This is a genomic window from Candidatus Liberibacter brunswickensis (assembly GCF_036858155.1).
Lineage (GTDB): Bacteria > Pseudomonadota > Alphaproteobacteria > Rhizobiales > Rhizobiaceae > Liberibacter > Liberibacter brunswickensis.
In genome coordinates, this window is sequence record NZ_JAAEJX010000004.1 from 37745 (window position 1) to 52138 (window position 14394).

Genomic DNA, 14394 nt, shown 5'->3' on the forward strand with positions numbered 1-14394 from the left:
TTAGGATTTAAATTAATGGATTTTTTTTATACATTTGATACCGTTAGTCTCGTTTTTTCTATAACAACTATGGTTTCGGTTTTTTCTTTAATATATGCAGTAATTATCCCTTCTTTAGGTAATGGTGAATTTGAAAAACGTAAAAAAAATGTTGCTATTGAAAGAGACAAATTACGTGAAAAACAAAAACAATTTCTTCAAAATAAATCTATTAATTCTAAATTGCGTACCCACGATAATGCTTCCTTGCGAAACTTTGTTAAAAAATTTAATTTAAAGGAATTTCTAGTTGACGAAAAGATAATAAATAAATTACGTGCTGCTGGTTTTAGATCAGAATATTCATTAAATATTTTATTGATAGTACGTTTGATATTTCCTATTGTTTTCATTGTTTTTGGAGTTATATGGATATTTGGATTTGATAAATTAATTCAATATTCTATTTCAATTCGCATATCAGCTGTTATCTTAATAGCATATGTTGGATTTTGTTTGCCTAGTATTTTTATTTCTAATATCGTCGCAAAAAGACAGGCTTCTATAAAACGTGCCTGGCCAGATGCTCTTGATTTATTACTGATATGTGTTGAATCAGGTATTTCAGTAGATCAGTCTTTTCGTCGTATTGCTGAAGAAATAGGAGGTCAATCAGTACCTCTTTCAGAAGAAATATTATTAACTGTAGCAGAGCTTTCATTTCTTCCTAATAGGCAGACAGCATTTGAAAACTTTTATCGTCGTACTCAAATGGATTGCATAAGAAATGCGATGCAGGCTTTAATGCAGTCTGATCGTTATGGAACATCAATAGGTGAATCCTTGCGTGTTCTAGTAGCAGAAACGAGAACAGAGCGCATGATGGAAGCAGAAAAAAAAGCTGCTGCATTGGGACCTAAGCTTACTGTTCCTATGATTTTATTCTTTTTGCCAGTTTTAATGATTGTTATACTTGGACCAGCAATATTGAATATTATAGATACATTAAACAAACATAACTGATAGTTAAAAAAACCATCAGTATGCTATAAGTTAGATGCCATTTTTAAACTAGTTTTTATCTGCTAGTTTTTCCATCTCCTGATCGAAGAGATAGATAGCGTGGTCACCAGATCCTATTAGTTTTATTTTATCCAATATTCTCCTACAAAGAGTCATTTCTTCATCTTGTTCATTTATAAACCATTGTAAAAAGGAGAATAACTGGTTATCTTTTTTATCTAATGAAAATAAAATAGCTTTATCGTATGCCCTTGTTACATCACATTCATTTTTATATACTGATGAGAAAAGGCCTGCGACGTCATTAGCATCAATAATAGGAGCTGATAAATCAGAGAAGGTTGCATCTTCACCTAAATCAACTAAGTACTTGAATATCCTCATTACATGGGAGTATTCTTCCCTTGCATGTCCCAAAAGAAAACTATGGCATCCTTCAAGATTATGGGAAGCGGCCCAAGATGATGCTTGCATATAATAATAATGCGCTTTGAATTCTATATTCATAAGCTCATTGAGAACTTCTCTTTTTTCTTTACTCGTCATAATTTATATACCATCTCTAACTACTGTATTTAAACATCACTATATAGCTAATAGTTTTCACGATTCTAATCAATAAATTTCTAAAATACAAGATTAATAATTATTTAATTATCTATGAAAATATAAATATTTTAAAACCTTTAGTTATTTTTTATAAAAAAACTCAATATAAAAAATAGTAAAGATGTGATAATAATAGATGGCCCTGAGGGAGTATCAAAAACTAATGATCCATAAAGGCCAATAATTACTCCTAAAATTCCAATGATTGTGGTTAGTATAACCATGTTTTCGGGAGATGTTGCAAAACGTCTCGCTGTTACTGTAGGCAATATCAGGAGGGATGTTATTAGTGTAATGCCTATGAGTTTTATTGAAATAGAGATCATCATCGCGGTTATCAAAGTAAAGATTAGTTTTATTTTATCTGGCTGCATACCTTCAGCTTTTGCTATTTCATAGTTTACGGTAGTAGCTAGTAAGGGTTTCCATATTTTTAGGAGTATAATAATATTTAGGATTCCTATACTCCATATCAGTATAATATCGGTTGTATTTACTGCTAGTATGTCTCCAAATAAAAAGCTTGTTATATCTGTATTTACCCAAGTCATAAAAGATAGCATTATAAGGCCAATTGATATTGTTGAATGAGTAATCACTGCAAGAATAGCATCAGAAGATAGAAGTTCATTTTTCTGAATTTGCAGTAATATAAAAGATGTTATGGCAGCTATTATGAATATGCAAATGGTTAGTGGTAGTTGAAACATAAGTGAAAAAGATACGCCTAGAAGTGCTGAATGGGCTATAGTATCTCCCAAATAGGCTATGCGTTGCCAAATAACAAAACATCCAATCGGGCCAGTGGATATAATGATGCCAATTCCAGCTAGTAAGGCACGAATGAAAAATTCGTTGTACATTAATTTTAGTCCATTTATTATAATTTTCCATTTTCTGGAAAAGGGATTGATATAACCAATATATATTTAATATTTTAGTGATCGTATTTGTGATTATGTATTGCTAATATTTCTGTTGCGCGTGATCCAAAGAGACGGATATATTCTGGGTTATCCTTAATAGTTTGAGGCGGTCCTTGATAGCAAATTTTATTATTTAGGCATATAACAATATCCGTAGATGCCATCACCATGTTTAAATTGTGAGATATTAGTAATATCCCGCAACCAGTAGACTTGCGTATTGATGTGATTAGTTCATATAATGCTAATTCTCCAGGAAAATCAATGCCTTGTAATGGTTCATCTAAAACTAGTAAATTAGGTTTTCGCAATAATGCTTTTGCTAGAAGAGCGCGTTGAAATTCTCCTCCTGAAAGTTCAACTACATTTCTATTATGCTTTCCTGTCAAATTAACTTTATCCAGTATTTGTAGAACATCATGTTCTGAAGAGGATATAGATAGTGTCATAAATCTCATTAAACTAAGAGGCAAGGTATTTTCTAAGATGACTTTTTGTGGAACATATCCTATAATTAGTTTAGGATTACGAGTTATAGTACCTGTGGTAGGATTTATTGTTCCTGTAATAAGTTTTGCAATTGTTGATTTTCCAGATCCATTAGGCCCTATCAATGTAACTATTTTGCCTGGTTTTATAGCAAAGTTAATATCTATTAAAACTTTGCGTCCATTCTTGTTAACGCTGATATCATTTAAGATAATTAAAGGCGTAGATGAGGAGTTAAGCATAATCATTTCATTTCATCAGATTTGTTTATAAAAGAGAAAAAGAAGATGTTCTGATATCTGCAAAGAATAGTAATTTTATTAATATAGGATTTACATTATGAAAAACATTCTGAGACTATTTATATTTCTTTTTTTACCATTGTCTAGTGTGACTCAAGCTGATTCTTTGAAAGTAGTTGCTTCTATTAAACCTATTCATTCAATAGTGTCTTTTATTATGAAGGGAGTAGGAAATCCTACTTTGCTTATCAAAGGGATTAGTTCTCCTCATGAATATAATTTACGTGCATCAGATGCGATGATCTTAGAGAATGCAGATGTTGTTTTTTGGCTTGGGAAGGGGATGGAGTCTTTCCTAGTGAAGCCACTCAATTCTTTAAAAAAAAATTCTATCATAGTGACCATATCAGATTACCAAGATTTACATAGGATTAAGTTTTATGATAATTTTCATCATAATGGTGGAAATCAGGTATATGATTTGCATTTATGGTTGAGTCCTTACAATGCTAAATATATAGCGCATGTCATTGCTATGGAGATGATTAAGATAGATCCTAAAAACAAGGATATTTATGAAAAGAATGAAGAAGAATTTAAGAGTAAGTTATATAAGATGGATGAAGAATTCCATGATATATTGAGACAAGTGAAAGGAAAAAATATAATTGTTTTTCATGATGCATATCGTTATTTTGCATCTTATTATGATCTTCATATCGTTACTTTTCCTATGCGGCATTCGATTTTTATGGGTGCAAAATCTTTACAGAAAGTTAAGGATAATATTGTTCTGGATAAAACCTCTTGTATATTTTATGATCCGGGATTTGATCCTAAGATAATAAATTATATGACGGAAGGTACTGGGATTAAATCTGCAATGCTTGATCCAGAAGGAATATTACTTGCAGAAGGTTCTGATCTTTATTTTCAACTTATGAATAATATATCTAATTCAATTGCTGAAAAATGTATTTATTAGGAGGAGAACTTATGTATTCCAAGGTCCGTGGTGTTTTGATATTCCATCTTTTCTATTAAAACCATGAGATCCAAAAAAATCACGCTGTGCTTGGATGAGATTAGCAGTTCCACGATCACTTATGCATGTATCAAAATAGGACAGGGCAGCCGATAATCCTGGTATAGGATACTTATATTTTATACATGTTGTTACTACACTTCTTAAAGAAGGGATTGTTTCCTTTAGTTTTTCTGAAATATTTTGAATATTAAGTAGGTTAGTCTTGTCAGGATTTTCTTTTAGGTGTTCTACAATATCATTAAGTAGATTCGAACGAATAATGCATCCTGCACGCCAAATACTTGCTATTGTTTCAAGGGATAGATTCCAATTATATTTTTTGAATGATTTGGCTATTACTAAAAATCCTTGAGTAAAAGATAATATTGTAGATGCGTAAATAGCATTTTCAAAATCTTTGATTAAGTTATCGAATTTTTTTATTTCGATATGAGAAGAAGGATCAAAGAAAGACTGCATATTTTTATTATCATTTCTATATAAGGAAAGGTTACGGGCGAAGACTGCAGTTTCTGTGAGTGTCATTGATGAAAATACTTTATGTCCTTCAATAATAGATCTAACTCCTGTTCCCTTCTGGGATGCCGTATCACAAATTATATCAACCATCGGTATTCCAGTTATGGGATCATATGATGATAATATTTGAGAAGTTATTTTTATCAAATATGAACTTATTTTTCCAGTATTCCATTTTGAGAAGTATTGACTTATTTCTAAAGGTTTTTTATTTAACTTATCTCTAAAAATTCCATAAATATCTGCTATTAGTTGCATATTCGCATATTCAATTCCATTATGAATCATTTTGACAAAATGCCCTGACCCATCTGGCCCTAATAACGCACAGCAAGGGTTATTGTTATAATTTGCCGATATAGATAAAAGAATATTTTTAATATTATGATACGATTTTTCACTTCCTCCTACCATGAGTGATGCTCCGTATCTTGCTCCTTCTATCCCCCCTGATATTCCTACTCCGACAAAAGAGATTTCCTTGTTTTTCAGTTTTAAAGATCTTTTCTCCGTGTCGGAAAAATGAGAATTTCCACCATCTAACAGTATATCTTCAGGAGATAATAGTGGTTCTAATTTTTCTATTAATTGATCGACAGGATTACCATCGGTAATCATCATAAGTATTTTACGAGGCTTTCGTACTGCGTTTACCATTTGTTGTAGGGTTTTAGCAAAGATAAGTTGCTGAGATAATCCAGATGTTTTCTTAATAAAAATATCTGTTAGTTCAAATTCCTTATTATAAACTGCTAATCGAAAGCCTTTATCAAGAATATTTAAAGCAAGATTTGATCCCATAGATCCAAGACCAATTATTCCAATATCCGCTTGTTTCATCTAGATCCCTTAATATTTTGTCAAAATATTGTTTTAGTAACAACTTTATTTTTTTATATAAATATCACCGTAAAGCATATCTTAAAAAATTCTATATTATAGGTAACTCTTTAAAACGTAAATATTATAAAATATTTTGGCATATGAAACATATTTTGGAATCCAAAAATTATTTATCTAAAATAATTTAATATCTTTACTTAGCAATCCCTTTTTTAATTATAGACGCTTTACGTGCTTCTTCATTAAGATGTTTTGCGCGTTTCCCTGTATTCTCTTTAATGCGTGCGGCTTTTCCACGTAGCTCTTGTAGATAATACAATTTGGAACGACGAACTTTCCCGCGACGTATTACAGTAATATCCTGTATCATTGGAGAATATAGAGGAAACAAACGATTCATACCTTCTCCATAACTAATTTTTCTAACAGTAAAATTCTTATTAATTCCTCGTCCAGAACATGCGATACATATTCCTTCGTAAGATTGAGTTCTGGTTTTATCACCTTCTACAATAATTGTTTTTACACAGATTGTGTCTCCTGAAGAGAATTTAGGAATGGCTCTCTTTGATTCTATTCTAGCCATTTCCTTATGATCTAATTCGTCAATTATATTCATCTATTTTCTCCATTAATTATATTTGTAAAGTGTTGTTTAATTTTGAAATTTATCACATTAATTTTTGTAATACTATTGCTCATTTAGTATAACTTTCTTTAAAAGAAGATCAGGCCTATGTTTTTTCGTTAACGCTACTGATTGTTCTTCACGCCATTTCCTTATCTTTTCATGATCACCAGAATTAAGTATGGAAGGTATCGCCAATCCTTCCCAAATTTTAGGTCTGGTATATTGGGGAAATTCTAAAAGACCGTTTTCAAAGCTTTCATGAATCGCTGACTTCTTATTACCTAAAACCCCTGGAAGAAGGCGTACTACAACATCAAGTAGGATAAGAGCAGCAGGTTCTCCGCCAGACAGTATATAATCTCCTATGGAAATCTCTTCAAGATTACGTGCTTGAACTATACGCTCATCTATTCCTTCAAAATGACCACATACAATAATGAAACCAGAGTTATTTGCAAGTTGTCGTGCTCGTTCTTGTGTTAAAGGTTTGCCACGAGGGCTCATGAGGATTCGAGGGATATCGTCTTGCATGTATTTAGATAACGTGTAATCGATTGCTTTCCCTAGGATATCTGCTCTAAGTATCATTCCCGCTCCACCACCTGCGGGAGTATCATCTACGCTACGGTGTCTATCTGTAGCAAAATTACGTATTTGTATCGCATCAATTGACCACAAGTTGCACGATAGTGCTTTCCCTGCCATAGATTTTCCCAAATGTCCTGGAAACATTTCTGGATAGAGAGTGATTATGCTTACATGTAAAGTCAAGATATTCCCTCAATTGATTCGGGTGGGCAATCATGATTTTCGTCTATATTGTCTACTCCTGCAGCAATTTTATCAATTAATATTTTATTGTTCTGTATATCGACATTTAATATTGCGCATTTATTAAAGGGTATCATATAAGTTTTATCCGCAGAATTTTTTATTTCAAGCATAGATCCTGCACCGAAATTATAAATTGCACATACTTTGCCATAGTATCTTCCTTGAAGATCAAATGTTTCCATTTCTTCTAGGTCGGCATTGAAGAATTCATCATCTTCTAATTCTTCGTCTTTGAAATCTTTTCTTTTAGCATATAGTTTTAAATTACGGAGATTAGATGCTGAATTGACATCATCTATTCCATCCAATGCAACGATTAACCTTTCTTTTTGACGATACATCTTTAATATTTTAATCTCACGATTATAATTTGAATATAAAGAATAACGACTTAATTCCATAGGATTATTTGCATACGAATTAATATATACTTCCCCTTTCAGACCATGTGTCTTTCCTATAGTGGCCATTAGAATCATCTTATCAAGTTTGATCACTACACATACCTCATGCAAGAATCAAACAAAAATGTATGTTTAAATATGTCAAAAAACAAATCATTAATCTTAATTGCAACAATATCATGTTTGTTAGATAGTTTGTCCTTTGTTTTTTTTCTTTTCTTCAAGACGTTCTATTGTTTTCTTATTAGGTAGTCCTTTTATAGGATTGTTTTTGGGATCACGATTTATTAAACCTGATTGATTCAGGAAGAAAAGAACTCGATCTGTTGGTTTTGCGCCCACTTTCATCCAATATTGAATACGTTCAAAATTCAAATTAACTCTTTTGGGATCATCTTTTTTTAAAGTTGGGCTCCAAGTTCCAAGTTTTTCTATAAATTTTCCGTCACGTGGGCTACGAGAATTAGCCGCCACAATAAAATAATAGTGACGATGTTTAGAGCCCCCGCAAGCGAGACGAATTTTTACTGGCATTAATAACTCTCCTTAGAATAATGAATCTCAAGTTGACGATAGTTTTAGTTAGACGATTTTTTATATCCATGTTTGAGATATACAATTATCTTGAAATCATCAAGATCACAATACATTTAAACAGTGTTTTAGTATATGGATAGTAATTACAAATACATCATTGATATATTAAAATTATATTTTATGTGGTTATCATAAAATCAATAAAGCATTATTTTTTTTTAATTGTTCCTTCTTTTTGAAATATTATAAGAATATATATCAACATTATTTCTATATCAAATTTTATTCTTTATATGATAGTTTTTAGCAGGAATTATATGATTTAAGATATAATATTTTATTACGAGTAGTTTCAGATTGAGTGATTGGTAGTTTATTATTCATGGGAACCTTCCATTTTTGCCAAATCCTATTTTCCCTTTTATAGCTCCCATTATTTGTTGAGTTAGCGCATTCTCGCCGCCAAAGCCTTTTGTATTGCGCATCATGTCTGCTATTTGTTTATATAATTTCAAAAGCTTATTTATTCTTACGGCATCAGTTCCTGACCCTGATGCTATGCGCTTTTTGCGAGAGTGCTTTATAATGCTTGGATTAGCCCTCTCTTCTTTGGTCATAGAAGAAATAATTGCGATATTATGAATGATGGTTTTGTCATTAAAGCTGGATGGAATGATGTTTTGTTTGGAAGAGTTCATTCCAGGTAACATGCGTAATAGAGAATGCATACCTCCTATTTTTTGTGCTTGACGAAACTGTTCTGCTAAATCTTCAAGATCAAATTTACCTTTAGCAATTTTTTTAGCGGTTAAAGACGCCTTTTCTTCATCTAAGGTACGAGCTGCTTTTTCAACTAGAGACACTATATCGCCCATGCCGAGTATTGTATTTGCAATTCTATCTGGAAAGAAGTTTTCTAAATCATCTATTTTTTCTCCTGTCCCTATAGCTTTAATGGGCTTTCCTGTGATGGCGCGCATTGATAAAGCTGCTCCACCGCGGCCATCACCATCCATGCGGGTGAGAATAATTCCTGTAAGGTCGATTTTTTTATCAAAATTCCTAGCAATATTAACGGAATCTTGTCCTGTTAAAGAGTCTGCTACAAGTAAAATTTCATGAGGGTTGGTTAGAGATTTAATATCACTTATTTCTTGCATAAGATAATCGTCAACATGATTACGTCCTGCTGTATCTAGAATAACAATATCATAACCACCATCGGCTGCGTTTTTTATTGCACGCTTTGCTATTTCTATGGGAGATTGTTTTGGAATAATCTTGAGAGTATCAATTTGAATTTTTTCTCCAAGATATCTTAATTGCTCCTGTGCGGCTGGACGATGTATATCAAGAGAAGCCATTAATGTTTTTTTGTTTTTTGTAATTTTTAGATTATGTGCAATTTTAGCAGCTGTTGTCGTTTTTCCAGATCCTTGAAGTCCGACGAGCATTATTACTAGAGGTGCTGGGGCATTGAGATTTAATTCTACTTTTTCTTTGCCTAGGATTTCAATAAGTTCGTCATGGACAATTTTTACAACCATTTGTCCAGGTTGAATACTTTTAAGAACTTTCTCTCCTACAGCTTTTTCTTGAACTCTTTTGTTTAGGGTTTGGACTACTTCAAGTGATACATCTGCTTCTAAAAAAGTACGGCGTATTTCTCGTAAAGTTTGAGAAATATCCTTTTCTGACAAACTTCCTCTCCAAGTAATATTTTTAAAAATAGATCCGAGGCGTTCTTGTAAATTGTCAAACACTGCTTTTTACCTTATGATGATAATTTCATTTTTATTATGAGTGTTATATTTTAATAATAAACTCATTAGTTTCCAAAGGGTATATTTTCAAAAAAATTTTATTCAATATAACATAGTAAGCTTGCAACTAAAACATTGAAATTTTTATGAGTCAAGTTCTGAATGTATTGAGTAAATAATGTTAATATCCACTTTTATAGTAGATAGATAAGTTTCGCTTAAGGGGAAAACATGCGGTCTCCTGTTGTAGATTTTGCAAAGATGGAAGGTATAGGAAACAAGATTCTTGTTGTTGATATGCGTGGTTGTATTGAAAGTATATCTTTAGATGTAATCAAGATTTTATCTATGGATAGTAGTACTAATTTTGATCAAATTATGTCCATTCACGATTCGCAAGATAAATTTTTTGATGCTTTTATCCGTATTATAAATAACGATGGATCTGAAGCTCAATCTTGTGGAAATGGTATGCGTTGTGTAGTGCGTTTTCTTTTGAATAAAATAAAGAAAAAAGATTTTACCTTTAAAACTATAAGAGGAATTATTACAGCTAAAGAAAACAGCGATAGATCAATCTCTGTTGATATGGGTGAGCCAATTTTTAATTTTTATTATATTCCTTTGGCTAAACCATTTGATGATGCTGATAGGTATCAATTTTGCATTGGTCCTATCAATAATTTGTATTTACAATCTCCTTTTGTGGTTTCTATGGGCAATCCGCATGCAATTTTTTTTGTAGAAGATGATATATTTAAGTATGATCTTGTTGGCTTTGGCCAGCATTTAGAAAGCCATGTACTGTTTCCTGAAGGTGTTAATCTTTCAATAGCTCGTGTTAATTCTCCTTCATCTATTGATTTACGAACTTGGGAGCGTGGTGTAGGTTTAACTGCTGCCTGTGGATCTGCAGCTTGTGCTTCTGTAGTTGCATCTGGGTCTTTGGGAAAAACAGACCGTATAGTATCTGTTAAGATGCTAGGAGGGAAGCTTATGATCGAATGGAGTCACAATAACCATGTTTTTATGACTGGAGACGCCAATAAAGAATGGGATGGAAAGCTAGATGTTAAAACGGGAAAATGGATAAAAAATAAATTTTAAAGGTGTTTTCGTTTTTTTTTAATTTATGGCAGTTTATTGATAGTATAGATAGAAAAATATATTTTTTTAAATGAAGATCTTATCTTTTATGTATTTATCTAATGATATAAATTTTGTATTTGTAAAATACAAAAAGCAATATTTGTTCTGTTTTTGAAATTGTAATGATAAATTTTTTGGATGATAGTTGGAGAGCGTATTGACAAACAAAAAAGTAACATTTGATCCTTTGTCTTGGATGCGAAAATTAGCAAAAGGATTTTCTTCTACTTCTTCAAGGTTGAAAGAAGGGATCGCGGATATAATATTGACTAGAAGACTTGATAATAGTGTTCGAGAAGAGTTAGAAGATCTCTTAATTTCTTCTGATATAGGGGTCGATATTGCTCATAGAATAGTAGAGGAATTGCTTAAAAATCGTTATGACAAAGATGTAACTATTCAACGTGTATTGCGAGATTTATCTGAACATATTTATAAAATGTTAATGCCAATTTCCAAACCTTTCGAATTAGACTTTGCATACAGACCGCATGTTATTCTTGTTGTCGGGGTGAATGGTGTAGGAAAGACAACTGCTATTGGTAAGTTGTCGAAAAAAATATCAGATTCTGGCTTAAAAGTAATGCTTGCAGCAGGAGATACTTTTCGTTCTGCAGCTATTGATCAACTTAAAATTTGGGCAGATCGTACATCTGCTGATTTCGTTAGTTCTGAGATTGGATCTGATGCTGCTGCTCTTGCATATGAATCTTTAAAGAGAGCACAAGAAAAGAAGGTAGATGTTTTAATTATTGATACTGCTGGTCGCCTCCATAATAATTCTATGCTTATGGCAGGCATTGGTAAGATGATTAGAGTATTAAAACGTTTGGATCCGTATGCTCCTCATAGTGTGCTTCAAGTTTTGGATGCTACAACTGGGCAAAATGCTTTACGTCAAGTAGAAATGTTTCGTGATATTGCTGGTACAACGGGACTTATTATGTCAAAGATGGATGGTACAGCAAGAGGAGGAGAGCTGGTTTCTATAGTTGTCAAATATAAAATTCCTGTTTATTTTTTAGGAGTTGGAGAGGGGGTTGAGGATCTGGAGTCTTTTGCGGCAAAAGATTTTTCTGATGCTATTACTGGCTGTTTAAGTCATGATGAGGTAAAAACATGAGTTCATCGCAATCACAAAATAAAATCGTTTATTTTTTATTAGAAATCGGCCCTGGAATAATCTTTTGGTTATGTAATGTCTATGGAGGGAAAATATTACTTTATTTCCCTGTCTTATCACATTTAGGTAGTTCGATTTTTTTCTCTACTTTAATATTTATGGTTCTAACAATCATATCATTAGGGATTTTTTGGATTGTCTTTCGTGAAGTTAGGATGGTTCCAATTATTTCTGGTATATGCGTATTAGTATTTGGTGGCTTAACGGTTTGGTTCCGTGATGAATCATTTATAAAAATGAAGCCTACATTTTTCTATTCTGTTTTTTCTATTGTTTTGTTTGTTGGTAATCTTTTTGGGAAAAGTTTTGTCAGATTTTTTCTTGCTCAAGTTATATCCTTAGATCCAATAGGTTGGAGTAAACTTACTTTTCGGTGGGCATGTTTTTTCTTGTTTTTAGCTTTTTTAAATGAGATTGTATGGCGGAATTTTTCTACAGAAACATGGATCTTTTTTAAAGCAATGGGAACATTCCCTATTTTTATTATATTTGGTATATTTCAGATAAACATAATTAATAAGCATTCTATTATTTATGAAGAATAATACGAGCGTTATTTATTATTGGAGCCACTTACGCGAATCGAACACGTGACCTCATCATTACGAATGATGCGCTCTATCCAACTGAGCTAAAGTGGCTTAATTATTAATTTTATATCATTGGGAATGATTTTATGGAAGTGACTATCTTTTCAGATATTTTATCCCAAAGTTATAGAAAAATCCATTATATATAGTCTATTTTTTAAATGATTTTTTAATTATAATTTATTAGGAAAAAAATATCTTGATTACATTAACTATAATAATTACAAGTTCTTTTTTGGTATTAAATTTTTTCTAGAATTAATTTTCTAGAATGATTATTCTATTATGTATGATTATTTGAATAAATGTGATTTTTTTGAGGATAACGAATAATAATATATGGAAAAATATGTAAAAGGTTTTTTAGTATATGTAGCACTGTAAGTGCATTTAAAATATGAGGGGTAATACCTATAGTTATGCGTATTCTAACTACAATATATTTCGTAGTTAAAAGATTATCTTGATGCAGCATTGTTGCGAGAGATAATATAAGTATGGTTCTTAGCATTTCGAGCTATAGGAGTTGCTATGAAATTTGTCTTTGTATTTATTTTATTTTTTTTATTACTGGATGTGTGTAATGGCACCAAGAGTTTTGCTCGTAATCGCATAAAGATAGCAGGTTCTGCTACATTGTTTCCTTATTCCAAGATTATTGCTGAAAATTTCAGTGAATATTTTCCTGAGTTTAAAACGCCTTTCGTGGAGTCTGGTGGATCTAGCGTTGGTATAAAAGAATTTTGCCAAGGTAGTAGTGATGATACAATAGATATTGTTAATTCTTCTCGTAAAATAACCAAAGGTGAATTAAAAGAATGTAAAAAGAATGGTGTTTTTGATATTCAAGAAGTGACAATCGGTTATGATGGTATATTACTAGTCAGTGATAGAAATATGGTAAATATTTCTTTAACTATTGAGGATCTTTATAAAGCATTAGCTTCTCATTTAATCTTAAACAATAATGTTGTGCTTAATCCATTTAAAAAATGGTCAGAAATAAGGTGTGGTTTGCCTGAAGTGCGTATTGCTATTTATGTCCCAAGTGAAAAACATGGTACTCGAGAAGTTATAGAACAAAAAGTTTTGAAGGAAGGTTGCGTGAGATCTGGAAATTTTTCGATAATGCGTGATGTTCTTAAGTATAATGATAATCAGTTGAATGCTGCTTGTATGTCAATTAGACATGATGGAGTTGCTGTTGAAGTAGATGGTGATTATGCTGAAACTCTAGCGAGAATAGAGGTGAGTAAAAATGTTTTTGGTTTTTTGGGATTGTCTTTTTATAAAAATAATACTGATGTTTTAAATCTTATAGCAATTGATGGAATTGTTCCTTCTGTGGATACGATTTTATCAGGTCTATATCCGATTTCGCGACCACTTTTATTCTATGTTAAGAAACAGCATTTCAAAAATGTTCTAGGTCTTAAGGAATATGTTGAATTTAGTGTTTCAGATGAAATGATGGATCCTGATTATCAACTTATTAGATATGGTTTAATCCCTATTCCTGATAAGGATAGGAAGATTTTGTTGAATTCTATTGCAGTTGAAAGAAATGGTGAGAATAAGGTTGCTTGATAATGAATTTGTTATTTATCTGAGTTGCTTTTCCTAAA

At 31.8% G+C, this 14394-nt stretch carries 15 protein-coding genes and 1 tRNA gene; 6 read left to right on the forward strand and 10 right to left on the reverse strand.

Annotated elements, in window-relative coordinates; all coding sequences use genetic code 11:
* The first annotated feature begins 15 nt into the window (after positions 1-15).
* Positions 16-1002: a type II secretion system F family protein gene (locus GY664_RS01575; protein ID WP_333947708.1), complete on the forward strand. Its 987-nt coding sequence runs from the start codon at positions 16-18 to the stop codon at positions 1000-1002.
* Between the two features lie 48 nt (positions 1003-1050).
* Here GY664_RS01575 and GY664_RS01580 read toward each other — a convergent pair whose 3' ends face one another.
* The 3 genes from GY664_RS01580 to GY664_RS01590 form a co-directional block, all read right to left on the reverse strand.
* Positions 1051-1548 carry a ferritin gene (locus GY664_RS01580; RefSeq protein WP_333947709.1) on the reverse strand — a complete coding sequence of 166 codons (498 nt, stop codon included), beginning with the start codon at positions 1546-1548 and terminating at the stop codon, positions 1051-1053.
* A 140-nt stretch (positions 1549-1688) separates the two neighbouring features.
* The gene (locus GY664_RS01585; RefSeq protein ID WP_333947710.1) at positions 1689-2474 is read right to left on the reverse strand and encodes a metal ABC transporter permease; all 786 of its coding nucleotides are present in this window, start codon (positions 2472-2474) and stop codon (positions 1689-1691) included.
* 74 nt (positions 2475-2548) lie between these two features.
* A complete protein-coding gene (locus tag GY664_RS01590) occupies positions 2549-3274 on the reverse strand; it encodes an ATP-binding cassette domain-containing protein (protein WP_333947711.1) in 726 nt (241 codons plus the stop codon).
* A 91-nt stretch (positions 3275-3365) separates the two neighbouring features.
* Between GY664_RS01590 and GY664_RS01595 the strand changes: the two genes are divergently transcribed.
* The gene (locus GY664_RS01595) at positions 3366-4253 is read left to right on the forward strand and encodes a zinc ABC transporter substrate-binding protein (protein WP_333947712.1); all 888 of its coding nucleotides are present in this window, start codon (positions 3366-3368) and stop codon (positions 4251-4253) included.
* Positions 4254-4262: 9 nt separating this feature from the next.
* Here GY664_RS01595 and gndA read toward each other — a convergent pair whose 3' ends face one another.
* The 6 genes from gndA to ffh all read right to left on the reverse strand — a co-directional run bounded on the left by gndA (position 4263) and on the right by ffh (position 9847).
* The gene (gene gndA, locus GY664_RS01600; RefSeq protein ID WP_333947713.1) at positions 4263-5675 is read right to left on the reverse strand and encodes an NADP-dependent phosphogluconate dehydrogenase; all 1413 of its coding nucleotides are present in this window, start codon (positions 5673-5675) and stop codon (positions 4263-4265) included.
* Positions 5676-5871: 196 nt separating this feature from the next.
* A complete protein-coding gene (rplS, locus tag GY664_RS01605; RefSeq protein ID WP_333947714.1) occupies positions 5872-6297 on the reverse strand; it encodes a 50S ribosomal protein L19 in 426 nt (141 codons plus the stop codon).
* A gap of 72 nt (positions 6298-6369) precedes the next feature.
* On the reverse strand, positions 6370-7080 hold the full coding sequence (gene trmD, locus GY664_RS01610) for a tRNA (guanosine(37)-N1)-methyltransferase TrmD (protein ID WP_333947715.1): 711 nt from the start codon (positions 7078-7080) through the stop codon (positions 6370-6372).
* Entirely contained in the window at positions 7077-7640 is a 564-nt protein-coding gene (gene rimM, locus GY664_RS01615; protein WP_333947716.1) for a ribosome maturation factor RimM, read from the reverse strand. Before rimM ends, trmD begins: the two co-directional genes overlap by 4 nt.
* A gap of 93 nt (positions 7641-7733) precedes the next feature.
* The gene (rpsP, locus tag GY664_RS01620; RefSeq protein ID WP_333947717.1) at positions 7734-8081 is read right to left on the reverse strand and encodes a 30S ribosomal protein S16; all 348 of its coding nucleotides are present in this window, start codon (positions 8079-8081) and stop codon (positions 7734-7736) included.
* A 383-nt stretch (positions 8082-8464) separates the two neighbouring features.
* The gene (gene ffh, locus GY664_RS01625) at positions 8465-9847 is read right to left on the reverse strand and encodes a signal recognition particle protein (protein WP_333947718.1); all 1383 of its coding nucleotides are present in this window, start codon (positions 9845-9847) and stop codon (positions 8465-8467) included.
* 231 nt (positions 9848-10078) lie between these two features.
* On the opposite strand from ffh, the gene dapF reads away from it, so the two are divergent.
* The 3 genes from dapF to GY664_RS01640 all read left to right on the forward strand — a co-directional run bounded on the left by dapF (position 10079) and on the right by GY664_RS01640 (position 12724).
* Entirely contained in the window at positions 10079-10954 is an 876-nt protein-coding gene (gene dapF / locus GY664_RS01630) for a diaminopimelate epimerase (RefSeq protein ID WP_333947719.1), read from the forward strand.
* A gap of 199 nt (positions 10955-11153) precedes the next feature.
* The gene (ftsY, locus tag GY664_RS01635; protein ID WP_333947720.1) at positions 11154-12119 is read left to right on the forward strand and encodes a signal recognition particle-docking protein FtsY; all 966 of its coding nucleotides are present in this window, start codon (positions 11154-11156) and stop codon (positions 12117-12119) included.
* Complete coding sequence (locus tag GY664_RS01640) at positions 12116-12724, forward strand: septation protein A (RefSeq protein WP_333947721.1); 609 nt, start codon at positions 12116-12118, stop codon at positions 12722-12724. Before ftsY ends, GY664_RS01640 begins: the two co-directional genes overlap by 4 nt.
* A 19-nt stretch (positions 12725-12743) precedes the next feature.
* On the opposite strand, the gene GY664_RS01645 is transcribed toward GY664_RS01640, so the two are convergent.
* Positions 12744-12820 (reverse strand) — tRNA-Thr (locus GY664_RS01645).
* A 480-nt stretch (positions 12821-13300) separates the two neighbouring features.
* Between GY664_RS01645 and GY664_RS01650 the strand changes: the two genes are divergently transcribed.
* Positions 13301-14356: a PstS family phosphate ABC transporter substrate-binding protein gene (locus GY664_RS01650; protein ID WP_333947722.1), complete on the forward strand. Its 1056-nt coding sequence runs from the start codon at positions 13301-13303 to the stop codon at positions 14354-14356.
* Positions 14357-14394 lie beyond the last annotated feature (38 nt).